Source organism: Pseudoalteromonas sp. OFAV1 (genome assembly GCF_021532595.1).
GTDB classification, from domain to species: domain Bacteria; phylum Pseudomonadota; class Gammaproteobacteria; order Enterobacterales; family Alteromonadaceae; genus Pseudoalteromonas; species Pseudoalteromonas lipolytica_C.
In genome coordinates this window covers 37300-59754 of sequence record NZ_JAKGBG010000027.1, presented here as the reverse complement: position 1 = coordinate 59754, position 22455 = coordinate 37300, and the positions used below count along the sequence as shown (strand labels likewise).

The 22455-nt window shown below is 41.7% G+C and carries 20 protein-coding genes and 5 tRNA genes; 6 read left to right on the top strand and 19 right to left on the bottom strand.

What is annotated here, in order from left to right; translation table 11 throughout:
* Positions 1–196 precede the first annotated feature (196 nt).
* The 11 genes from L1267_RS14955 to xerD all read right to left on the bottom strand — a co-directional run bounded on the left by L1267_RS14955 (position 197) and on the right by xerD (position 7722).
* Positions 197–273, bottom strand: a tRNA-Arg gene (locus L1267_RS14955).
* A gap of 98 nt (positions 274–371) precedes the next feature.
* Positions 372–448: transfer RNA gene (locus tag L1267_RS14950), tRNA-Arg, on the bottom strand.
* 61 nt (positions 449–509) lie between these two features.
* Positions 510–586: transfer RNA gene (locus tag L1267_RS14945), tRNA-Arg, on the bottom strand.
* 81 nt (positions 587–667) lie between these two features.
* Positions 668–744 (bottom strand) — tRNA-Arg (locus L1267_RS14940).
* A 38-nt stretch (positions 745–782) separates the two neighbouring features.
* Positions 783–875: transfer RNA gene (locus L1267_RS14935), tRNA-Ser, on the bottom strand.
* 112 nt (positions 876–987) lie between these two features.
* A complete protein-coding gene (locus tag L1267_RS14930; protein ID WP_135925869.1) occupies positions 988–1185 on the bottom strand; it encodes a hypothetical protein in 198 nt (65 codons plus the stop codon).
* Positions 1186–1439: 254 nt separating this feature from the next.
* Positions 1440–2975 (bottom strand): lysine--tRNA ligase, encoded by a 1536-nt coding sequence (gene lysS / locus L1267_RS14925; protein ID WP_135925870.1) that lies wholly within the window; start codon positions 2973–2975, stop codon positions 1440–1442.
* A gap of 26 nt (positions 2976–3001) precedes the next feature.
* Positions 3002–4100, bottom strand: a protein-coding gene (gene prfB / locus L1267_RS14920; RefSeq protein ID WP_135925871.1) for a peptide chain release factor 2 whose coding sequence is annotated in 2 segments (ribosomal slippage) — positions 3002–4024 and positions 4026–4100 — 1098 coding nt in all. Because the reading frame shifts where the segments join, the coding sequence is not laid out codon by codon here.
* A gap of 143 nt (positions 4101–4243) precedes the next feature.
* A complete protein-coding gene (gene recJ, locus L1267_RS14915; RefSeq protein ID WP_235383297.1) occupies positions 4244–5965 on the bottom strand; it encodes a single-stranded-DNA-specific exonuclease RecJ in 1722 nt (573 codons plus the stop codon).
* 75 nt (positions 5966–6040) lie between these two features.
* Entirely contained in the window at positions 6041–6775 is a 735-nt protein-coding gene (gene dsbC / locus L1267_RS14910; RefSeq protein ID WP_138558617.1) for a bifunctional protein-disulfide isomerase/oxidoreductase DsbC, read from the bottom strand.
* Positions 6776–6834: 59 nt separating this feature from the next.
* Positions 6835–7722: a site-specific tyrosine recombinase XerD gene (gene xerD, locus L1267_RS14905; RefSeq protein WP_421968032.1), complete on the bottom strand. Its 888-nt coding sequence runs from the start codon at positions 7720–7722 to the stop codon at positions 6835–6837.
* Between the two features lie 168 nt (positions 7723–7890).
* Between xerD and fldB the strand changes: the two genes are divergently transcribed.
* A complete protein-coding gene (gene fldB / locus L1267_RS14900) occupies positions 7891–8412 on the top strand; it encodes a flavodoxin FldB (protein ID WP_138558615.1) in 522 nt (173 codons plus the stop codon).
* Positions 8413–8454: 42 nt separating this feature from the next.
* Here the strand turns inward: fldB and L1267_RS14895 are convergent, their stop codons facing one another.
* Complete coding sequence (locus L1267_RS14895) at positions 8455–8883, bottom strand: DUF2147 domain-containing protein (RefSeq protein WP_235383296.1); 429 nt, start codon at positions 8881–8883, stop codon at positions 8455–8457.
* Between the two features lie 103 nt (positions 8884–8986).
* Here L1267_RS14895 and L1267_RS14890 point away from each other — a divergent pair, with 103 nt between their 5' ends.
* Positions 8987–9418, top strand: coding sequence for a hypothetical protein (locus L1267_RS14890; RefSeq protein WP_235383295.1), 432 nt, complete (start codon positions 8987–8989; stop codon positions 9416–9418).
* A 29-nt stretch (positions 9419–9447) separates the two neighbouring features.
* Here the strand turns inward: L1267_RS14890 and L1267_RS14885 are convergent, their stop codons facing one another.
* Positions 9448–10146, bottom strand: coding sequence for a tRNA1(Val) (adenine(37)-N6)-methyltransferase (locus tag L1267_RS14885; RefSeq protein ID WP_235383294.1), 699 nt, complete (start codon positions 10144–10146; stop codon positions 9448–9450).
* A gap of 76 nt (positions 10147–10222) precedes the next feature.
* Between L1267_RS14885 and srmB the strand changes: the two genes are divergently transcribed.
* Both srmB and L1267_RS14875 read left to right on the top strand, forming a co-directional pair.
* A complete protein-coding gene (gene srmB / locus L1267_RS14880; RefSeq protein WP_235383293.1) occupies positions 10223–11455 on the top strand; it encodes an ATP-dependent RNA helicase SrmB in 1233 nt (410 codons plus the stop codon).
* Between the two features lie 148 nt (positions 11456–11603).
* Positions 11604–11990, top strand: a complete 387-nt coding sequence (locus L1267_RS14875; RefSeq protein WP_235383292.1) for a BON domain-containing protein — start codon at positions 11604–11606, stop codon at positions 11988–11990.
* A 19-nt stretch (positions 11991–12009) separates the two neighbouring features.
* On the opposite strand, the gene L1267_RS14870 is transcribed toward L1267_RS14875, so the two are convergent.
* Both L1267_RS14870 and radA read right to left on the bottom strand, forming a co-directional pair.
* Entirely contained in the window at positions 12010–12942 is a 933-nt protein-coding gene (locus L1267_RS14870) for a hypothetical protein (RefSeq protein ID WP_235383291.1), read from the bottom strand.
* A gap of 50 nt (positions 12943–12992) precedes the next feature.
* On the bottom strand, positions 12993–14378 hold the full coding sequence (radA, locus tag L1267_RS14865; RefSeq protein ID WP_235383290.1) for a DNA repair protein RadA: 1386 nt from the start codon (positions 14376–14378) through the stop codon (positions 12993–12995).
* 354 nt (positions 14379–14732) lie between these two features.
* Between radA and L1267_RS14860 the strand changes: the two genes are divergently transcribed.
* Positions 14733–17213: a PilZ domain-containing protein gene (locus L1267_RS14860; protein ID WP_235383289.1), complete on the top strand. Its 2481-nt coding sequence runs from the start codon at positions 14733–14735 to the stop codon at positions 17211–17213.
* Here L1267_RS14860 and serB read toward each other — a convergent pair.
* Positions 17196–18215 (bottom strand): phosphoserine phosphatase SerB, encoded by a 1020-nt coding sequence (gene serB / locus L1267_RS14855; RefSeq protein ID WP_235383288.1) that lies wholly within the window; start codon positions 18213–18215, stop codon positions 17196–17198. The two genes, L1267_RS14860 and serB, sit on opposite strands and share 18 nt — an antisense overlap.
* 134 nt (positions 18216–18349) lie before the next feature.
* Between serB and L1267_RS14850 the strand changes: the two genes are divergently transcribed.
* On the top strand, positions 18350–18970 hold the full coding sequence (locus tag L1267_RS14850) for an AhpA/YtjB family protein (protein WP_135925885.1): 621 nt from the start codon (positions 18350–18352) through the stop codon (positions 18968–18970).
* Here the strand turns inward: L1267_RS14850 and L1267_RS14845 are convergent.
* From L1267_RS14845 to argS, 3 genes are all read right to left on the bottom strand, one after another.
* Positions 18937–19710 carry a TatD family hydrolase gene (locus L1267_RS14845; RefSeq protein WP_235383287.1) on the bottom strand — a complete coding sequence of 258 codons (774 nt, stop codon included), beginning with the start codon at positions 19708–19710 and terminating at the stop codon, positions 18937–18939. The genes L1267_RS14850 and L1267_RS14845 overlap by 34 nt on opposite strands.
* On the bottom strand, positions 19711–20349 hold the full coding sequence (pdxH, locus tag L1267_RS14840) for a pyridoxamine 5'-phosphate oxidase (RefSeq protein WP_135925887.1): 639 nt from the start codon (positions 20347–20349) through the stop codon (positions 19711–19713).
* 336 nt (positions 20350–20685) lie between these two features.
* Complete coding sequence (argS, locus tag L1267_RS14835; protein ID WP_135925888.1) at positions 20686–22428, bottom strand: arginine--tRNA ligase; 1743 nt, start codon at positions 22426–22428, stop codon at positions 20686–20688.
* Between the last annotated feature and the right edge of the window lie 27 nt (positions 22429–22455).

The following is a 22455-nucleotide window of genomic DNA, read 5'->3' as shown; positions in this document are numbered from 1 at the left end:
AGAAAGTGGCGGACGCGGGACGTATTTTGAAACAGTGAACCTCCGGCTGCGTGGTTCAAAGTCGTTCTAAGAGAAATGAACGCAATAAAACGTTGTGTTTATTCGCAACTGAAGTCTCTCCTAAAACCAATCCTATGCGGATTGCAGGCACAAAAAAACCGACTTTCGTCGGTTTATGTCACTTTCAAGAAGAAAGTGGCGGACGCGGGAGGATTCGAACCTCCGACCGCCTGGTTCGTAGCCAGGTACTCTATCCAGCTGAGCTACGCGTCCGCAGTGTGATTATGCATGTTTAAGTCTTGCATTGACTGTATCTTAAAGACACAAAAAAACCGACAGCTTGTCGGCTTATGTCACTTCCTAGAAGGAAGTGGCGGACGCGGGAGGATTCGAACCTCCGACCGCCTGGTTCGTAGCCAGGTACTCTATCCAGCTGAGCTACGCGTCCGCAGTTGCATTTTATAATCTTGCAATGATTTTATCTTTATACTCGATGTGAGTTTCAAATATGGCGGACGCGGGAGGATTCGAACCTCCGACCGCCTGGTTCGTAGCCAGGTACTCTATCCAGCTGAGCTACGCGTCCACACGCACATTTGAACATTGCTAATTTATTCTCTTAGCAAGAGACTCAAGTTTATACTCGATGCAGAGTTAAAGTAAAAAGTGGCGGACGCGGGAGGATTCGAACCTCCGACCGCCTGGTTCGTAGCCAGGTACTCTATCCAGCTGAGCTACGCGTCCACACATATTACTTTCAAGACATGCCATTTTAGGAAAAATGGTGGAGAAGGAGGGATTCGAACCCTCGATAGAGCTACAAACCCTATACTCCCTTAGCAGGGGAGCGCCTTCGGCCACTCGGCCACCTCTCCGTCTTGTGGGGCGTATAATAAAGATTTCAGAAAATAAGTCAAACACTTTTCAAGGAATTTCGAGTAGATGGTTAGAGATTGTGCACAACTGACTCAAACTCCCTAAAATCGCTTAAGCTTTAGGCGTTTTTTCTTTATCAGCCAATAAATCGAGACCAGTTAAAGGAATATGCTCATCAGTTAATTCTGCTAGGTATTGGTCTTGATATCCTAACTTTTGAAATTCAAAGATACATGCTCGGTAAAAGCTTTCACGTTGTTCATCACTTTTTGCTACATCTGTTGGTAACTGCGCTGGTTTTGTTGTCATTTTAATTAATTCCATTTAAGCAGTGAACGGATTTTATTTAGTACATTAACATTCTGACTAGAAAAATGACTTTATCAACCTTAGTTTGTATTAAAAACGAACAAAGCAATAATTACGTAGCAAACAAAAACAACAAATACACTATATATCAATAATTTAAATTAAAAATAAAAACACTAGCGAAGAAAAAATCAGAAATTTCCTATAACAAAAACGCCGCTAAAAAAGCGGCGTTTTCTAATCCTAAAAACTGATTAATCAGCTTGAGGACGCATATGCGGGAATAAAATCACGTCTTTAATTGTTGGTGAGTCAGTGAATAACATAACAAGACGGTCGATACCAATACCCTCACCTGCTGTTGGTGGTAAGCCGTACTCTAACGCGCGAATATAATCTTCATCGTAGTGCATTGCTTCATCATCACCTGCGTCTTTTTCTTCAACTTGACGAGAAAAACGCTCTGCTTGGTCTTGCGCATCATTAAGCTCAGAGAAACCATTTGCTAATTCACGGCCGCCTACGAAAAACTCGAAACGGTCAGTCACAAATGGGTTTTCGTCGTTACGACGTGCAAGTGGTGACACTTCCCATGGGTAAGCTGTGATGAAAGTAGGTTGAATTAGCTTATGCTCTGCAGTCTCTTCGAAGATTTCACATAAGAACTTACCAGGGCCCCATACACAGTTTTCAGGGATCTTAACGTGTACTTGCTTAGCGTACGCTTTAAGCTCTTCAAAATGATTTTCAGGGTCATTAAATACCGCAGCATCAAAGTCTGGGTTGTACTTAAGGATAGCCTCGCTCATTGTTAAACGAGCAAAAGGTTGACCAAAATCGTACTCTACTGAATCTACCACTTCACCGTTTTCATTTTTAGTTGTGTTTACAACAATTGGTGAACCTAGTACATCTGTAGCAACAGTACGTAACATGTCTTCAGTGATGTTCATCAGGTCAATATAATCAGCGTATGCTTGGTAGAATTCGATCATTGTGAATTCTGGGTTATGACGTGTTGATAAACCTTCGTTACGGAAGTTACGGTTGATTTCGAATACACGCTCAAAACCACCTACCACTAAACGTTTTAGGTAAAGTTCAGGGGCAATACGTAAGTACATATCGATATCAAGTGCATTGTGATGTGTTACGAATGGACGAGCAGACGCACCACCTGGGATCACTTGTAGCATCGGTGTTTCAACTTCCATGAAGTCACGATCAGCTAAGAAACGACGGATACCTTCAACAACTTTTGAGCGAATACGGAAGGTTTCACGCGTCGCTTCATTGGTAATTAAATCAACATAACGTTGACGGTATTTAGTTTCTTGGTCAGATAAACCGTGGAATTTTTCTGGTAGCGGACGTAATGACTTAGTTAGTAACTCGTACTCTGTCATTTCTACGTATAGGTCACCTTTACCTGATTTATTTAGTGCACCTTTAACACCGATGATGTCACCGATATCAAGTTGACCGTATTTTGCTTTTAATTCTTTTTGTACGTCTTTTGACGCGTACGCTTGAATTTGGCCTTTCATATCTTGTAACGCAAGGAAAGGACCACGTTTTGCAAGAATACGACCCGCTACTGATACAACGTGCTGCTCAGCAACTAATTCGTCTTTCGATTTATCACCAAACTCAGCTTGCAAATCAGCCGTGTAATGTTCACGACGGAATTGGTTTGGATGACCGTTGGCTGGGCAATTTTCGCGGATTGCGTCTAATTTGCCACGACGCTCAGCGATTAACTTATTTTCGTCTTGGATTTGATCAGTCATTTTTTAGCTCTTTTTTAGCTCGGTGGTTATAGGCCAGATTTAAGGCTGGCTTCAATAAATTTATCTAAGTCGCCGTCAAGAACCGCTTGAGTATTACGGTTTTCAACGCCGGTACGTAAATCTTTAATGCGCGAGTCATCAAGTACGTATGAACGAATTTGACTACCCCAGCCAATATCAGATTTAGCATCTTCTTGGCTTTGCTTCTCGGCATTTTGCTTTTGAATTTCAAGTTCAAACAACTTCGCTTTTAACTGCTTCATTGCTTGGTCTTTATTCTTATGCTGTGAACGCTCATTTTGGCACTGTACAACAGTGTTGGTTGGTATATGCGTAATACGAACCGCCGACTCTGTTGTATTTACGTGCTGACCACCCGCACCAGATGCGCGGTAAACGTCAATACGTAAGTCAGCCGGATTAATATCAATTTCGATATTATCGTCGATTTCTGGGTAAACGAATGCCGATGCAAACGAGGTATGACGACGACCACTTGAGTCGAACGGGCTCTTACGTACTAAACGGTGAACACCGGTTTCTGTACGTAACCAACCGTATGCATATTCGCCAACAAAGCGCACTGTTGCGCCTTTGATACCAGCCACATCACCATCAGTTGCTTCAACAAGTTCAACTTTAAAGCCTTTCGCTTCACCCCAACGTAAGTACATACGCAACAACATGTTACACCAGTCTTGCGCTTCAGTACCGCCAGAACCTGATTGTAAATCAAGGTACGCATCGTTTTGGTCATGGTCACCCGAGAACATACGACGGAATTCTAGCTTTTCAAGCTGTGCGTTTAAATCGGCTAATTCAGTTTCTGCTTCGGCAAAGGTTTCTTCGTCTTCTGCTTCAACAGCAAGCTCAACTAAGCCTTCAACATCTTCGGTACCGGCCACTAAATTATCAATGGTCTCAACGATAGCTTCGAGTGCCGACTTTTCACGGCCTAGGGCTTGAGCTCGCTCTGGCTCATTCCACACTGCTGAATCTTCAAGTTCTGCGTTAACTTCTTCTAACCGCTCTTTCTTAAGAGGGTAGTCAAAGATACCCCCGAAGCAGTTCAGTACGTTCGCGAATTTCCTTGATTTGATTAATCACAGGATTCACTTCAAACATGTACATTACTCCAAAATGGCTGATTTACCGCGCACCGCTTTCGACAATAATTACGGTAAATTATCTACAAATATTAAAAACGCCCGATTTTAACAAAAAACCGAGCGTTTTATTAGCCTTTTATGTCGATTATAACGATATTTTTATGTGGTTTTTTGTAGCTCTCGGATAATTAGTTGTAACGAGAATTTGCCACGAAATTCATTTATATCGAGTTGGTATGCCGCTTTTACATAGCGTACTTCGGTGTCGGGCCAGGCACGCACGTCAACAGCAAATGCTATTGCGTCAACTAACCTTCCAGATTGATGTTTTAAAACCAGTTTTAAGTGTTTTTCACCAACAATACGCTGCTGCACCACTTCGAACACATGTTCAAACACTGGCTCTGGAAATTGTTGCCCCCAAGGCCCTGCATTTTTTAACAGGTTGGCAAACTCCATCGAGAAGCAATCATTTGGCAGTTCACCATCGGTAAGTAAAATACTTTGCTTATGCTCTTCACTGAGTGTTTGTGCCACCATGTGTTCAAACACTGTTTTAAATTCATTAAAACATTGCTCGTTAATACTTAAACCTGCCGCCATAGCATGACCACCAAACTTGCTGATAAGATGGGGGTGTAAGGTATTTATGCGCTCAAGTAAATCACGCATATGCAGCCCTTCAATGGAGCGGCAAGAGCCTTTAATTTCACCGTTATCGCCGGCTGCAAAAATAATCGTAGGACGGTGATACTTTTCTTTTAAGCGACCAGCCAAAATGCCAATAACACCTTGGTGCCAATCAGCTTGATACAAACAAATGGCATCAGGCACTGAATCTGTTTTAAAGGCTAAACGGTCAAGCACAGCTTGCGCTTCAGTTTGCATGCCCTGCTCTATTTCACGGCGCTCATGATTGAGACTATCGAGCTCGCTGGCAATGCGGCGGGCTTGATTAATATCGCTCGATAATAAACAGGCTATACCTAAACTCATATCATCTAAGCGCCCTGCTGCATTTAAGCGTGGCGCCAATGAAAAGCCAAAGTCACTGGCACTTAAGCGCGCTGCATTACGATTTGCCACTTCAATGAGAGCACTAATACCTGGACGTGTTTTACCGCTACGAATACGAGCTAAACCTTGATGCACTAAGGTACGGTTATTGGCATCAAGGGCGACCACATCGGCAACAGTACCAAGGGCAACAATATCAAGTAATTCGGCCAAATTCGGCATTGGCTGATGTTGAAAATACCCTTGATCACGTAAGTGACTACGTAAAGCGATAAGCAGATAAAAAGCCACCCCAACGCCTGCTATTGATTTCGATGGAAATTGGCAGTCATGACGATTCGGGTTCACAATGGCATCGGCATTAGGTAATGCCTCGCCCTGCAAGTGGTGATCAGTCACCAGCACCTTAATACCCGCATGCTTTACAATTGCAATGCCATCTATGCATGAAATACCGTTATCAACGGTAATCACAAGCTCAGGCTGCATGGCCACAATTTGCTCTGCAAGCGCAGGACTTAGGCCATACCCTAAACTGAATCTATCTGGCACTAAGTAATCAAGGTTTTTCAAACCAAACATGGCAAGACCTTGCATCAAGGTTGCTGTACTGGTTGCACCGTCAGCATCAAAATCTCCCACGATTAACACGCGGCTTTGTGCTTTTAATGCGTCTTGCAACAACAACACGGCTTTGTCGATGTCTTTAAACAACCGAAAGTCATGTAACGTTGCTGCACTGTTATCTAACTCTATTGCGTCTTGCACCTGTCTTGATGCGTAAATTTGTTTAATGACTGGATGTAAATGATTTGGCAGGTGTGAGTCATCAACCCGAGGACGAACTTGAATTATTTTTTCCATGTTGGAAAGTGTACTTCTTAACTTAAGGCGAATAAAAAAGGCCTACGACAAATAGGCCTTTTCGTTTAAAAATAGTTATGACGATGTTTTTGGTAAAGCATCAAGTGCTTGGCTGATTTGCGCAGCTGATTGATAACCTGGGATCATCGTACCATCTTCTAAAATAATTGCCGGTGTACCTGACATACCAAAGCTTTGACCAAGTTGGTAATGCTCTGCAATCGGGGCGTTACAACCTGGGACTGCAGCTACTTCTGCGCCCGCTTTAGCTTCTGTTAACGCTTCTGCTGGGTCTTTAGCACACCACACATTCATTAAGTCTTGGTAACCTTTGCCCGCTAAACCGCCTCTTGGAAAAGCTAAATACTTAACAGTAATACCCGCCTCTAAAAAGTCGTCTAATTCGCGGTGTAATTTACGACAATACCCGCAAGTGATATCTGTAAATACTGTGATTGAATGCTTTTCGTTTTTTGCTTTGTAAACAATCATCGAGTCTTCGTACTCTGCAACGCCTTGTTTACGCACATCACTTAACGCATGCTCGGTTAGATTTACACGGTTGTTTAGGTCAATCAACGTACCTTGCATTAAGAATTGGCCATCAGGGCTTGCGTATAACACGCCTTTATCGGTAATTAGCTCTTTAAGACCAGCCACAGGGCTTGGGTTAACTTGCTTAACCTTTACACCTAACTCGGCAAATTTTGAAACAATTGGTGCGTCAGCGGCTTCTGTCGTCGATACGCCATTTGCAAAAACATTTAAGCTTGTGCCAAATAGTGCCGTGGCTAAAACTAACTTTTTCATAACTATCCTATATCCTGAACATTTTTTACATAGACCGGTACATCTTAAAAAAAGTTGCACTATGCACGAGGGTGATGCTGCTCGTGTACCGACTTTAATCTTTCATTCGCTACATGCGTATAAATTTGTGTTGTTGATAAGTCACTATGACCTAACATCATTTGCACAACACGAAGGTCTGCCCCATGATTCAAAAGGTGCGTCGCAAAAGCATGTCTGAGCGTATGCGGTGATAATGGTGACTCTATTGCTGCCAAAATAGCATAGTGTTTGATGCGATGCCAAAAAGTTTGTCGGGTCATGCCAATGCCCCGCTTAGACGGAAACACAAAGTCGGTAGCGTGTTTAATCATCTGCGAGCGCCCTACTTTTAAAAACTGTTCAAGCCAGTACATTGCTTCTTCACCCAAAGGGACTAATCGTTCTTTATTACCTTTACCTTTTACGAATACGACTGCTTGGCGCAGGTTTATTTGCTCCATTCTTAGCCCTACCAGCTCAGTAACACGCAGCCCGGTGGCATATAAAAGTTCAAGCATGGCTTTATCGCGAAGCCCCATTGGATCTTCAATATTAGGAGCTGCAAGCAATGCTTCTACTTCGGCTTCAGAGAGAGTTTTTGGTAACGATTGCCCCGCCTTAGGTTGCGCAATATTAACCATCGGCGAATCGGGGATTGCTTTTTCGCGCACAAAATACTGATAAAAACGCTTGAGCGCACTGATACTTCGAGCCGTGCTGCGCGACTTTAGTCCTAAATCGACACGGTATGCTAAATAAGCTTCTATATCTTCTGCTGTTACTGCAAGTAAGTCTGTGTCTTTAATAAATTGGCAAAACTTATCGAGGTCACTTCGATAAGCGGCAAGAGTATTCTCACTGACTCCTTGTTCTAAATACAAGGTATCTAAAAAAACCTCTAAATGCTCTGCATTTTGTTCAGTCATGACACCTGCTTGTGCTTGTGAAGTATTATCCGCCACGGTTACTCTCATCCTTATCAAGGTATCAATTAAATAGGCCTTACGGTAAAATATTACCAAACTACATGAAGGTAGATACTTCAAGCGGCTTGAGTAGCTATCATATCAGGCAAACACACGGTGATAAATACGATGCAGATTGGTTTATTTTATGGTTCGACTACCTGCTATACAGAAATAGCGGCAGAGAAAATTCGCGATATTATTGGGCAAGACGTTGTGAGCTTGCATAACATCAAAGATGAACCATTAAAAAATGCAGAACAATTCGATTTCGTTATCTTCGGCATTTCTACATGGGATTTTGGTGAGCTTCAAGAAGACTGGGAGTCTATCTGGGATGATATCAAAGATGTTAATCTAAATGGCAAAACAGTGGCTCTGTTTGGCATGGGTGATCAACAAGGTTATGGTCAATGGTTCCAAGATGCTCTTGGCATGCTGCACGATGAAATTTGTGATCAAAGCATCACCTTATTAGGAAAGTGGCCAAACGATGACAGTTACGAGTTTGAAGCATCAAAAGCGCTGACTGAAGATGGCAAACAATTTGTTGGCTTAGCCCTTGATGAAGACAGTCAATACGAACTCAGCGATGAGCGTATTGCCAACTGGGTTGAGCAAATAATGACTGAATACAGCGAAAGTTTGTAAAAGTCACTTGTAAGGAAAAGCCAAGCAATGCTTGGCTTTTTTTTATTCAACGCGTTGCCAATATTGATTACGATAGAAAAAAGCAATATAACCACGCACTTCAAGCACCTTACCTTGTTGTTGTGGTGTCAATTTTAAAGTGTAGGTTTTGCCATTATTAGGGTCAAGAATTTCACCATCTTGCCAACTTCCATCTCCGGCATCCTTTGCGCCTTCAATAATCTGCAACCCCAAAATAGGCTGATTTTTCTTATCACCTTTACATTTTTCACAACGTGCATCTTGCTTAGCTGGATTCAATATTTTTTCAACATTGCCAACCAGCACGCCGTTTTGTTCACTAATACGCACGAGTGATTTCGCTTCATTCGTTTCTTCATCAATTGTTTTCCAAAGCCCTACCGGGCTGGTTGCTGCAGCACATAGTTGAGAAAATAACATCGCAGCGAGTACAAACGCTAAACGGAACATAGATCACCTACTTTATTAAGAATTTATTACTACAATTAATTTTTTTAGACGCATCATTTTGTTATGCTTGAGGTGGATGGATAACCAATTGAAAGGATACACAATGAAACAATTCACTTTAGTGACTGGTGATGTTATTCAATATGACAATCATCAAATTAACCCACTTCACGCCAAAGGCGAAATTACAATAAATAGCCTTAACGAACAAGTATTTATACCACAAAGCGTGAAAACAGCGAATGAACTAGGCAAACTTAAAGATAACCTATTTAACATCGAAAAATTATTACACTCTGGTTATGCCGATCCCTATCCCAGCATTCGTGTTTTAGTTGAAACCACGCAACCACTGCCTGACATAACGGGACTGAACATCAAACGGCAATTTAATATCATCAACTTTTGTAGTGCTGATATTGATAAACAACATTGTAAAAGAGTACTAGATGCTTTACTTAAACTTGAATATGTTCAGCAAATTCAACTTGATGAGGTGATACAGTTACGTCCACCTGCGATCCCCGAACAGTAATTAGAATCGCCAAAAATCTTATATTAGCGTTACATTTTCAAATAAAAGGCTTTGCAAAGCCTTTGATAATCGGCGCTGTAACTACCATCCTGAGCATGAATAACCAACTGCGATTTTTTGCACTCTATAGCCTGTTGGCTAAATAACATTAAGCAGCGGCTCGGCGCTTTTTTGGGTGTTGTTTGAATCAAACATTGTTGATTTAAATGCCAACCTAATTGCTTTGCAATAGCAATAAATTGCTCAGCTTCCGGACAAGGCAAAATAACATTCAACAACGTTTTGTCATGACTAAGCCTGCTACATGCAGCTATTAATTCGTTAAAACTAAGGCCATCAGTATGACGTGCAGCATTACGTGGCGCATTCTCTCCTTTGAGGCTGGCGTTAAAATATGGCGGGTTAGTGATGATAACATCAACGGGCTCTGGTGAATCAAATGACTGCACGGCACCTTGATAAAGACGGATATCTGACCACGGACTATTGGTAAAATTAGCGCGGGCGTCAATACAGGCATCATGATCAATCTCGATCGCCATCACTGTTGCTTGTGGCGCTCGCTGTTTTGCCATTAAGGCCAGCAGCCCTGTTCCAGTCCCTATGTCTAATATACGAGTGGCGTTAGTAAGAGTGGCCCATGCGCCTAACAAAATGCCATCCGTTGACACCTTCATTGCAGCACGAGTTTGCTCCACCGAAAATTGTTTAAACACAAAGCCTGACATTTTTTCACCTTTTCATTCACCACAGCCGCGTTAACGCGTATAATTAGGCCTAATTGTCCTCTATTTACGTCACTCTATGCAATTTTCTGAATTTGATATCAATAACAAGCTGTTAAATGCCATTAATAAAATGGGTTTTGATACACCAACCAGTATTCAACAACAAGCGATCCCTGAAGCGCTAAGAGGCCGCGATATTTTAGCATCTGCGCCAACTGGTACTGGTAAAACAGCCGCTTTTTTGATCCCTGCAATTCAATACTTGCTTGATTTCCCTCGTCGCGATCCAGGCTTTGCTCGCGTGCTGATCATGACACCGACTCGTGAATTGGCTTATCAAATCCATGAACAATGTGAATTACTTGCTGCGCAAACACACCTCAAAATTGGTGTAGTGACCGGCGGTATTAACTACGGGACACATAAAGAAATTTTCGAGAGTAATAACGACATTTTAATTGCCACGCCAGGGCGCTTAATGGAATACCTCGAAACTGAGAATTTCCATGCTGAGAATGTTGAACTGCTTATTCTTGATGAAGCTGATCGCATGCTAGACATGGGTTTTCGTAAAGAAATGCTGCGAATTTGTGACGAAGCACGTAATCGTCGCCAATGTTTCTTATTCTCAGCAACACTTGAAGGCGACAGCGTTGAGTTATTTGCAGAACGAATTTTAAATGACCCTGCACTACTTGAAGCAGAGTCAACCCGAAAAGAGAAAGCTAAAATTCATCAGTGGGTTCACCTAGCTGATGACTATAACCATAAACTAAAAATGTTGGTCGAGATCCTAAACGGTGAAGACATACATAAAGCAATCGTGTTTGTTAAAACCCGTGAACGCTTAGAAACCTTGATTGGTGAGCTTAACAACGAAGGGTTACGCGTTGCATGGCTACGTGGTGAAATGCCACAAGACAAACGCATGAAAGCGATGGAGAACTTTCACTCTGGTCGCAATAATATCTTAGTGGCAACCGATGTTGCTGCACGTGGCATTGATGTCGCCGATATTAGTCATGTTATTAACTTTGATATGCCGCGTACTGCAGATATCTATGTACACCGCATTGGCCGTACTGGCCGCGCTGGCAAAAAAGGGATTGCGATTTCATTTATTGAAGCTCACGATGTGGCTATTCTGGGCAAGGTTGAACGCTACATTGAGCAAAAGCTTAAACGTCGCGTAATTAAAGGTATTGAGCCTCAACACAAAGAAGCAAAGATCCCATCTAAAAAGAAAAAAGATCCTGCAAAGATCAAGGCGAAGAAAAAAGCCAAAGCAAAAGTAAAAAAGAAAAAATAGCTTAATATCTTTACTTGAAAATGCCGAGCTCGTCTCGGCATTTTGCTCTCTGCTGCATGTACTTTTTTACTAATTACTGTGTAATTAGTTCATACCTTTTAACCTACCAAGCATAAAATCACTTTATAATCAGAAACTTAAAATTGGAATGATAATTGTAACTGGTTCTGCAACAGAGTCTTCGCGAGGGAATCGTATGAACCGCTTTAAATTAACCGTAGTACTGATCTCATTAAGTTGTTTATTTTTACTAGCTTGTGCGACAAAGGTGAGTGCAAATACCAGTGTTTTAACATCAAGCACATCAGCACAACCTAGATTGCAACAATATGCTTTGCAGAAACTTACCAGCAACCCTAACTTTACTATTTCTAATCTACAGGTGATTGTAGAGGGTGATACGGTTGAGCTTATCGGCTCTACCAAGACAGGATTTCAACGTGCTTTAGCACAAAAGTTTTTGGAGCATAACCGAGGCATCCGAAAAGTTAAAAACAACCTTAAAGTAAGCTCACAAGACGGAGCAACACTTTAAGGTTGTCTGCACCTTAGCCTTATTTACCGCTTGCTTGAAGGTTAATAAATTTGGCAAGTTCTTCAGGTTGTCCCATTAACGCCATAATTTGCTGATTGATTTGCATCATAGACTGACCTTCTGGCAAGTTTGCCGAAACCGATAATGATGATAAGCCTTGAGCAAAATTAGTAATAGCAGTCTCTAAGTCAGTGCTAACCGGCGCTTGTTGTAACTGCATAGCAACAACCTGCTGGAACTGTTCATGAGTCATACCTTGCGCTTGCAAGAAGCTCTCTACAACCGCTTTTAACTCACCTTCATCAGCAACTGACATTGAAATACTTCGTGGCTCTAACTGGCTCATGGCCGCCATCATTTTTGATTGCTGTTGCAGTTGCTGCTCTAATGTGAGCTGGCCATTTTGTGTTGAGTTTTGCATCTTGCTGATAGCCAATGACGCTTCCATTAAAGGAGTTGATTTCGCCAACCCTAAATTAAAGTGAACATCGGCCACTTCATTTGCAGTCACGTTAACTGCAAACGCACTATCACCAGAGTCTTTATTGTAATCTAGCGAAGACTTAACGTTATAGCTTGTAGACGCTAATTTGTTGTTGGCGTTTTGCGGTAACTGAGCGAGGAAATCATCACTGAATCGAAAGTTTGTCATCACAAACCCGGTATGAGGTGGAATGCTGTCTTGCTCATAACCTGATACTTCAATCGTATCTATGGTTGCAATAGCTTCATTGCTATCAAGGCTTTGTACTTTGATACCCGAAAGCTCCATGCTGCTATCAAAAACACTCGCTGAAATATCGCTATAAGTAATATCTACACCACTTTGTGCTGATAAAGCACTCAGCTGCTGATCAACCACTGTTTTCACTTCCTGTGTCACAGCATAGTTTGCGTAAGCTACGCCACCGACTGCCGCAGCAACAACCGCCGCAATAATTAACTTCTTCATTTTATTTCCTTTAATTGGTGTAAATTTTTTATCAGTGTATCAAATTGTGTTTAGTTAATTAACGACAGTAATTCATGCACAGTTTTCACTGGGGTAATTTTTGCACCTAAGCCTTCCATTGATTTATGGTAATTACGATAAGGAATAAAGATTTCAGTAAAGCCATGTTGCGCCGCTTCTTTAACTCGAGGTACGCCACTGTCTATTGGTCTTACATCACCATTTAAACTCAACTCGCCCATAATACAAGTAGTCCGTGGCACCACAAACTCATTCAAACTACTTAAAAGTGCTGTAACTAACGCTAAATCAATGCAGGTTTCTGACTCATCAATTTTTAAACCACCAACTATATTAAAAAACGTATCATGGAAGATTTTAGTTTTAGTGTGTTTTCGTAAAATCCCCGTGAGCATCTTGATACGATTCATGTTTAAACCAACACACACTCGTTGAGGGAATTCAGCTTCGGTTTCTGTGGTTAGACATTGAATTTCGAGTAGTAAGTTACGATTGCCTTTACGAATACAAGTAATCGCAGAGCCCGGCGACTCAGTCGTTGAGCCTGATAGGAAGATTTCGCTAGGATTATCAACGCTCAGCATACCTCGCTCACACATTCTAAAAATGCCCACAGTGTCGATATCGCCAAAACGGTTTTTATTGGCACGTAATGTCCTTACTTGCCCATCATTGGTGTCAATGTGTAATAACGCATCAACAATGTGTACTAAGGTCTGTGGCCCAGCAATTTCGTTATTTTTGTTTACGTGAGCGATAATAAACATGGTCACATCATTTTGCTTACAATATTGCGTGAGCGCCTGAGCCGCACTTTTCACTTGTGAGGGTGACCCTGGAGTACCATTTGCCGTTTCTGTTAAAACAGCCTGAATTGAGTCGATAACAGCAAACTTTATTTTATGTTTATCAAGTTCTTCAATGATTGCTTCAACGCTGGTTTCAGATAGTAAGTACAGCTCATCTTCGTTGTAATCTAGACGTAAGCGGTTAACCCGATTTTTAAACTGTGATAATGACTCTTCTGCTGTACAGTATAAAGACGGCATTACTTTTGACATACGTGCAACTAAATCTGACAACAAGGTGGTTTTACCTGCCCCTGGATCCCCAGAAATAATATTCACTGAGCCTGTGGTCACGCCGCCACTTAATACCCTGTCTAATTCACCAATTTCTGTGAGGCGCTTTTCAGCTTCAGTGGTTGCAACTTCATTTATTTTTTTTGAACCGCCGCCCACATTACCGGCATAGCCTGCAATTGCAGCTCGACTTGCAGCTTGCTTTGACTGCCCTGCTGACGGTTTAAACTCTGCAAGGGTATTCCATGCACCACATTTACACTGCCCTTGCCAGCGCTGATAATTCATGCCGCACTCAGTGCAGACAAATTCGATTTTTGCTGATTTTGCCATTCGGCCTTACCTGTTTGGATAGCTGGTATTTACTGAACCACTATTTTCAAGCATCTAGTAGACAAAGTAAAACTGACTACTAAGGTAATTGATGTATAGTAGATTTAAAAACATCGAAGATAATACATGGTAACTTGCTCCCTATCGACCTTCTTATATGTTAACTGTTGACTAAAGAACAAGTTAAGGGCACAGTTTTTGCTTAATAATAAATACCAGAGAACTTGCCATTTTATTGGCTAGTACTTATAACAATAACTAATAAAACAACAAAGTAATTACTACTCGCGTAGTGAGCTGCAAAACACCGCCGAGTAATACTACGTTATTTGATAGACAGTGATGGTTTTATAAATGCCTGAAGATATCTTGCTTAAATACGAAAGTCTAGTTGAAGAACTAAAGGCGAATTTAGGCACACCTCAATTCGACAAGCTATTTAAAGCAAAAACAGCCAGCTTAACTAAGCCAGAGCAGTTTTTGATCAAAATGGAGATGTCGCGTTTATCTCAGCCTGTAGCACGCTTTATCGATTTGCGTGGTCAAGTCACTGGACAAGTAAAACCTTACGAGTATGAAGGCAAACAGCACTTTATGGATGACACCGCCATTGAAGTGTTTGAAGATGCGATTAAACGCCACGGTGGCTATACCCTTGCAGTCTATGAAGCGGTAATGAATACCGAAAACAATCACCGAGTGATGCAAAAAAAAGCCGCCGAGCAAGACCTCATTAGCGATGACAGTAGTAATCAGTTAACCGCAAAAGTTATCAAATTTGCTTCTTATGAAAGCCGCTCTGAAGAGCGCATGAATTACTCCATCAAGATCTCGGTTGAAATTGATAAAGAAACGAAAGTCTCAGCATCAACTTCTGATATCTCGTTAAGCGGTGCAAAAATCAAACTTGCCCCCCGATATAAATTAAAAAAAGGCCAATTAATTGGCTTACGCTTGGTTGGTCTCGAGCAGGACTTTGAGCTGGGTCTGAAAAATGGTATTCAATATGAAGTCATTGCCGTCGAAAAGGTATCGCGTGAATATAATCATGTGCGCTTAAAACGTACCTTTATAGAAAATAACAAGCAGTTTGACGACTTTTTAAATAGCTTTATCCACGGCAATAAACGACGCTATAAAGTTAATTTAGACAATACCTTAGATGCTGTTGTCTCTAAAGGATATGAGCAATACTATATTCCTCGAGTGACTTCGCTCTATACGTTTTTAAGTTTGCAGGGTGACAAGCTTTACCCAAGTCTCGCCTTAACAACAGAAAACAATATATTTATTCAGCGTTACTTTTGTGATGAGCGAAAAGTGTCATGTTTATACAGTATTGTTAATCAGCAGCGCATTGCTCACTTACTCAGTAGCCCTGATGCCGTAAAAGAAGACTATATTTACACTTTTACTCATACAGTATCTGGCAGAATATATTACTATTCAGCAACTCGCTCTGAGTTAAATAATCAGCCTCATTTAAAAGATTTGTTTTTAGGGTTTGGTAGTCAAAAAGATAGCTGGCAGTGTTTTAAGCTTCAGCTAATGCCAAGCCATCCAGAAGATTCATACATTCCATTGACGTTACCAAGTAGCGCAGGTAAAAACATCGAAAAGCTCAATAAGCCACCGACTCCACGTGTGCAAGGCATGCTAAAAGACGTTAAATACTTGCTGATTTTGACTTCAGTGGGTAGTGAGTATGAGCAGAAAAAATACCAACAACGTGTATTTGATAAAACTGCGGTTAATCAATTAAAACAATTTGGCCACAGTAAACACAAGTCACCGCCTCATCTAGAGCCTGTTGCCTTAGAGTATGTGAATTTAAGAGCCCATAAGCGATTCTTGTATAAAACATCTGTCACGGTTAAGCATAAAGAGCAACTTGTGCAGGGCTACACACGTGATCTTTCAGTTATGGGGTTACAAATTGAATGTGAGAAACCTGTAGACTTTAAAAAGGGCGATATCATTAAGTTAAGCTTGCCTGAGCTACAGAAAATCACCAAAAAACACGACCTAAGTGATCTTAGCTATGAAGTTATGGCAATAAGTAAGTCGCTTACAACTGTGAATTTAAAAGTACATCGAGTAACCGATTTGCCTCATATGGCAATAACCTTTTTCACGGTGTTGATTGATAATAATAAAGATAAGCTAAAAGTGTGTGAAGAAACCCCTAAGATTCCTGGGCTCTCTACTGCACTTAGAAACATGGTAACAAAAAGTGTTTGCCAATTTCCGCTTTATCTCCATAAAGAATCAGCGCATTTTAAAATAGGTGCTATTGGGCAAGGCTTATACCCAAGTCCATTACATGTGCTTTTACAAAATTTTGCACTGCTTAATGAAAGCACCAGCATTGATGGCTTGTTGTCGACAGACCAAATAACCGAAGTGATCACCCCACTTATCAAAGATCGTAGTCGTCAAGATGCACCTTTGCCATTTACACTTTTTGTTTGTTTTAACCCACGTTTAGGCACAATTGCTGACTCAATTACCAGCCGCTGCATTAGCGATGAGGATTACACATCACAAACACTATTTGTAAAAAAAGCACTGAAAAACGACTTAGTGTTTGTATTTCGTTTATATGTATCACGCACAGGCCGGCCTGATATTGATTACTTATCGAATGAGCTTAAGTACATCAGTCAATATGCTTTACACAAAGCAAAAGATTTAGAGGAAGCATTATGGGCTGTTGCTGGTGTGGGAGATTTAATTGATATAACCGAAGAAGCGCTTACCCATTTTGATATTGACCAAAGGCTGATCGACGAAATGAGTAAACGCAAAGCAATCTGGTTAAAGCGAGTAATCTAACGGTAGGCCTAACAAGTAAGCAACTTGCAGCAACGAACCTTCGTTAATAGCCGTTTGTGCTTGCTCAACCACTTTAGGTTTACCGTGAACAGCCACACCAAGCCCTGCCGCAGCCATCATTTTTAAATCGTTAGCTCCATCACCCATGGCAACAGTTTGACGATTATTTAAGGCAAGCTTTGCTTCGATTCGTTTAAGTACACGGGCTTTTTCTTCAGCATCAACAATAGTGCCAATCACTTTACCTGTTAAACGATTATCTTTGAACTCAAGGGTATTAGCGTGCACTTCATCTAAACCTATTAGTGTTTGCACTTGCTCAGCAAATGGTACAAAACCACCTGATGCAATGGCTAAATGCCAATTATGCTGTTTTAAGTATTGACATAATTCACTAACACCCGGCATAAGTGGTAAACGTGCTTTTAAGCCATCGATTAGATCAACATCAATACCTTCAAGCTTAGCAACACGCTGTTTTAAGCTTTGTGCAAAATCTAATTGCCCAGCCATTGCTTGGGCGGTCACAGCAGCCACTTCATCATATACATCAGCAAGTCGTGCTATTTCATCTATACACTCGATAGTAATCGCGGTAGAGTCCATGTCCATTAATAATAGACCAGGCTCATCAACCGTAGGTGGATTAGTCAACTGCACCAGTTGAATACCAATTTGCTTGGCAAACTCAACTAATACCAGTGGGCTGAGTGTTGTTGTTGCATCGCTATGAAAGCTCCACGCCACAGGCATGTCTGCAATTGGCTGATAACAACATAGCGATAAGTTGCTAAACCCTTGTGCCGCTAAAAACTCACTAATAGCAAGTAATTGCTCAGCATTAAGTACTTTACCGAATGCTACGCTAAATACGCCCTGACTTGCTTTTGGCGTAAAGTCTGTTGTAATAAGGTGTTTGTTTTCAATTTTATACCAGCAATTTAGGCTGATTTGTTCAGCTAAATTTGCTGAAGGTGTAGCAGCTAAGCTAAGCTGTGACATAGTGGCTCCACATTAGACTTATGTCTGTCCTTGCGCGCGCATGAGCTACTCGCAATCAATGAACTAATAAGGTTATTATACTGGTTTAGTTGTACCATCAAATTGAAAAGCTGTCAGCAGCGTATACGGTGACTATGAAAAATAACCAACTAAAAACTCCATTTTCGGCTACATACCGCCAACGTTTGGTGCGTTTAAGTCTAGCTGCAGCCTGTTTTGTGCTGCTGAGCTGGGTTGCCGTTAATAGTAGTTTTCAAAGTCATCAGTTACTTTATGATAGTGCAGACAGCACAGCGATAAGCTTAACCAAGTTTATGGCCCTAAACGCTAAAACCCCACTACTAGAAAAAAACAAACCAGAATTAAAGGCGCTATGTAACCACATAGCTGCAGATGAGTATGTGTTAGCTGCAATAATTTACGACCAACAAGGTATTCAAGTAGCTGCCAGTGATAACTGGCAAAGTCACCATACCTTTGGTTTGTTACCGGATTCAACGCCGGGCATTAGTAAATTAAAAACACCATTTGTTGAGCCCGTTATAAGTGATAACGAGAGACCACTGGGGTTTGTGGCAATAACGTATCTTACGCAAGCATCGATAGCCACCAGCCACAGTAGCTTTCATGACTTAGGCAGACAAGTATTACTTATGCTCGTAATTACTTGTATTTTTACGTGGCAACTTGGCCGTGGCCTAAAACGCTGGCAATTTAATCGCTATATCAAAAAAAGTGCAGAGCAAGAATCATAAAGTTCAGCAGCAAGTTGCTGCTTTGCATCACCTATCACGCCTTTAAGCTCACATAAATGTGCAAATACATCACGCACCTTAAGCGGCGTATTTACCTGCCCTTGAAAGCCTGCAAGTGGCATTGACGGCGAGTCGGTTTCAAGCACTAAATGCTGTGGCTCTATAGCGCTTAAGACTTTACGAGTTTTCGCCGCGCGTGGATAACTTATCACGCCACCGACTCCAAGCTTAAAACCTTGTTTTATATAACTTGAGGCTTGTTGTTCTGAGCCTGAAAAAGCATGAATAACCCCTCCATATTTGGGTTTACAGCGCTTAAATGAGCGGGCAATTAAATCATGGCTTTGTCTGTGATGCACAATCAGTGGCAAAGCAAGTTGATTGGCAAGCTCTATCTGCCCTTCAAAAAGCAGCGTTTGTTTATCGAGGTTGTCGATACTACGATCAAGACCGCACTCACCGATGGCAATAAACTGGCCTAAATTGGCTTTTGCTAACTGCTCTAATTCTGCGAGGTGATGAGCTTGGTGGTCAGATAAAAAATAAGGATGTAAGCCTAAAGCAACTGAAATACTTGGCTCTGATTTGGCAAAAGAAAAAAGTGCTGTAGATTGTGCCAAGCTCACACCTGGCACAATAAAATGCTCAATTCCTACTTGCTTGCATGCTTTGATGAGCTCTGTGCGAGTTTCATCAAATTCGCTAAAATCAAGGTGGCAATGGGAATCGATAAAACGCATTTACGGATTTAAACGACCAAACTGCCAACTACCGTCGGCTTGGCGTTGATACATAAAGCGGTCGTGCAGGCGGTGCGCACCACCTTGCCAAAACTCAATTTTAGTAGGCTCAACACAATAGCCACCCCAAAAATCAGGCAATGGGATTTCACCATCAGAAAACTTTTGCTTCATTTTCGCAAATGTTTCCATTAACACCTTACGTGATGACACAGGACGACTTTGCTGAGATGCCCATGCAGCTAATTGGCTTTCTTTAGGACGCGATAAAAAGTACTTAGCAACAGCAGTTGTTGGTAAGGGTTTAGCCTCACCATAAACAATGACTTGTCGCTCCATATGGTGCCATGGGAAATGCAGAGAGATTTTGTTATTACCTTTAAGCTCCTGCGCCTTGCGCGAGCCGGTATTGGTAAAAAACACAAAGCCATTTTCATCAAGATGCTTTAACAGTACGATACGCTGCGAAGGCTGGCCATGTTCATCAACCGTTGCGACTACCATCGCCGTAGGATCAGGCAAATTAGTGGCAACAGCTTGCTCAAGCCATTTTTCAAACTGCTTGATCGGAGACGCATCAAGCATGTCTTCAGATAAACCATCCTGTAAATATTCACGGCGAATATCTTCAAGTTTCATAAAATTCCCTCTATCGCTATCAGCTAAAGATTAATCAAGGTTGTTGAGCTGTCAATTTGTTGGGTTTCGCTACGCTCTACCCAACCTACAAAGCGCATCATCTGCAAGTGTAGGAGTGCTTTCAAAGCGAACTACACGAAGCAGAATTCACCTAAGTAGTTTAGCCTAAGACAAGGCGGAAAACCGACTTATCCCTTTGAGTTCTTAAACTTTCTGCAAGTGTAGGAGTGCTAGCAAGGCAATGAGTTTATTTATGCCAAGGAGCATACGTGTTTTGTATGTGACTTAGGCTAAATAAACTCATTAACGCAGCTAAAGCGAACTACACGAAGCAGATTACATTTGCTCCATTACTTCGATACCTAGCAGGTCCAATCCTGACTTCAGCGTCTTCGCAACCAAATTACACAGTACTAAACGGCTGTCACGTACGCTTGGCTCTACGCCTTCTTTTAGAACTGGGCATGCTTCGTAGAACGTCATGTATAGGCTTGCTAGTTCGTATAGGTATCCACATAATACGTGCGGTGTTGCTTCGCTGATCATTAGATCAAGCACTTCTTCTAACTGTAGAAGTTTAAGTGCTAGCGCTTTTTCTTGTGGCTCGTTGATTGCAACGTCAGCTGTTAATGAGGCAGCATCGATACCTGATTTACGGAAAATACTGCGAACACGCGTGTATGCATATTGTAAGTAAGGGGCTGTTGCACCTTCAAAGCTCAGCATAGTGTCCCAGTTGAAGATATAGTCGCTAGTGCGGTGCTTAGACAGATCCGCATATTTCACTGCGCCAATACCCACTTTACGGGCAATTTCGCTACGCTCTTCGTCGCTTAAATCTGACTCACGCTCAGCAAGTTTAGCTGCAGCACGAGTGATTGACTCTTCAAGTAAGTCTGCAAGTTTAACAGTACCGCCTGTACGTGTTTTGAATGGCTTGCCGTCTTCACCCATCATGGTGCCGAATGGGCAGAATTCATAACTTGTTTCATCACGTAATAAACCCGCTTTACGTGCTGTTAGCTCAACTTGATTGAAGTGTAAGCTTTGACGTGCATCTACAAAGATTAAGATACGATCAGCACCGAGTTTATTTGAGCGGTAATCACATGCAGCTAAGTCGGTTGTTGCATATAAGAAGCCACCACCTGATTTCTGTACGATAAATACTGAAGGCTCACCGTCTTTGTTAGCAAGCTCATCTAAGAACACCACTTGTGCGCCATCAGATTCAACAGCAATGTTTTTGTCTTTTAATAGCGCGATGATGTTTGCAAGTTCGCTGTTGTAAGCACTTTCTGCCATAATGTCATCTTGCGTAAGCGTTACGTTTAGACGTTTGTAAACTTCTTCAGAGTGCTTTACAGAAGTGGCAATGAATAACTTCCAAAGTTTTTCACAGTGTGCATCGCCGCTTTGCAATTTAACCACGTAGTTACGCGCTTTATCGGCGAAGCCTTCTTCATCATCAAAGCGTTTTTTCGCATCACGATAGAAGGTTTCTAAATCCGCAAGTGCAACAGATTCTAAATCAACACCTTGGTTGATTTGATCTTCTAAGTGTGCGATTAACATACCAAACTGAGTACCCCAGTCACCCATGTGGTTTTGACGAACAACTTCATCACCACGGAACTCAAGGGCACGAACAACCGCATCACCAATGATAGTTGAACGTAAGTGACCTACGTGCATTTCTTTGGCAAGGTTAGGTGATGAATAATCAACAACCACTTTTTGCGCTTTTGCATGTGGCGCAACAGCCAGCTTTTCGTCTTCATTTGCTGCTTTTAAGCTAGCTGATAAAAACTCAGGCTTTAAGTGAATGTTGATAAAACCAGGGCCTGCAATTTCTGTTTTTTCTGCGATATCAGCAAGGTCTAGGTTATCGATAATTTTTTGTGCTAGTTCACGCGGGTTTGATTTTAATTTTTTAGCCGCGCCCATTGCGCCATTGATTTGGTAATCACCAAACTGCGGGCGTGTACTTTGTGTAACCGCTGGATTTGTGTCTTCTGGTAATCCAGCTGCAACCATAGCTGCAATTGCTTTTTCGATTAAAAGAGTACGAATATTCATTGTAATTTTTACCTTTATGGCCCGCAG

Bases quoted from the DNA above. Each gene is read 5' to 3' on its own strand.
- lysS (WP_135925870.1), bottom strand. From the start codon at position 2,975: ATGACTGATCAAATCCAAGACGAAAATAAGTTAATCGCTGAGCGTCGT.
- L1267_RS14890 (WP_235383295.1), top strand. From the start codon at position 8,987: ATGAAACAATTCACTTTAGTGACTGGTGATGTTATTCAATATGACAAT.
- L1267_RS14850 (WP_135925885.1), top strand. From the start codon at position 18,350: ATGAAAAATAACCAACTAAAAACTCCATTTTCGGCTACATACCGCCAA.
- L1267_RS14875 (WP_235383292.1), top strand. From the start codon at position 11,604: ATGATAATTGTAACTGGTTCTGCAACAGAGTCTTCGCGAGGGAATCGT.
- xerD (WP_421968032.1), bottom strand. From the start codon at position 7,722: ATGACTGAACAAAATGCAGAGCATTTAGAGGTTTTTTTAGATACCTTG.
- L1267_RS14885 (WP_235383294.1), bottom strand. From the start codon at position 10,146: ATGTCAGGCTTTGTGTTTAAACAATTTTCGGTGGAGCAAACTCGTGCT.
- radA (WP_235383290.1), bottom strand. From the start codon at position 14,378: ATGGCAAAATCAGCAAAAATCGAATTTGTCTGCACTGAGTGCGGCATG.
- fldB (WP_138558615.1), top strand. From the start codon at position 7,891: ATGCAGATTGGTTTATTTTATGGTTCGACTACCTGCTATACAGAAATA.
- L1267_RS14845 (WP_235383287.1), bottom strand. From the start codon at position 19,710: ATGCGTTTTATCGATTCCCATTGCCACCTTGATTTTAGCGAATTTGAT.
- recJ (WP_235383297.1), bottom strand. From the start codon at position 5,965: ATGGAAAAAATAATTCAAGTTCGTCCTCGGGTTGATGACTCACACCTG.
- dsbC (WP_138558617.1), bottom strand. From the start codon at position 6,775: ATGAAAAAGTTAGTTTTAGCCACGGCACTATTTGGCACAAGCTTAAAT.
- L1267_RS14870 (WP_235383291.1), bottom strand. From the start codon at position 12,942: ATGAAGAAGTTAATTATTGCGGCGGTTGTTGCTGCGGCAGTCGGTGGC.
- L1267_RS14930 (WP_135925869.1), bottom strand. From the start codon at position 1,185: ATGACAACAAAACCAGCGCAGTTACCAACAGATGTAGCAAAAAGTGAT.
- argS (WP_135925888.1), bottom strand. From the start codon at position 22,428: ATGAATATTCGTACTCTTTTAATCGAAAAAGCAATTGCAGCTATGGTT.
- srmB (WP_235383293.1), top strand. From the start codon at position 10,223: ATGCAATTTTCTGAATTTGATATCAATAACAAGCTGTTAAATGCCATT.
- pdxH (WP_135925887.1), bottom strand. From the start codon at position 20,349: ATGAAACTTGAAGATATTCGCCGTGAATATTTACAGGATGGTTTATCT.
- serB (WP_235383288.1), bottom strand. From the start codon at position 18,215: ATGTCACAGCTTAGCTTAGCTGCTACACCTTCAGCAAATTTAGCTGAA.
- L1267_RS14860 (WP_235383289.1), top strand. From the start codon at position 14,733: ATGCCTGAAGATATCTTGCTTAAATACGAAAGTCTAGTTGAAGAACTA.
- L1267_RS14895 (WP_235383296.1), bottom strand. From the start codon at position 8,883: ATGTTCCGTTTAGCGTTTGTACTCGCTGCGATGTTATTTTCTCAACTA.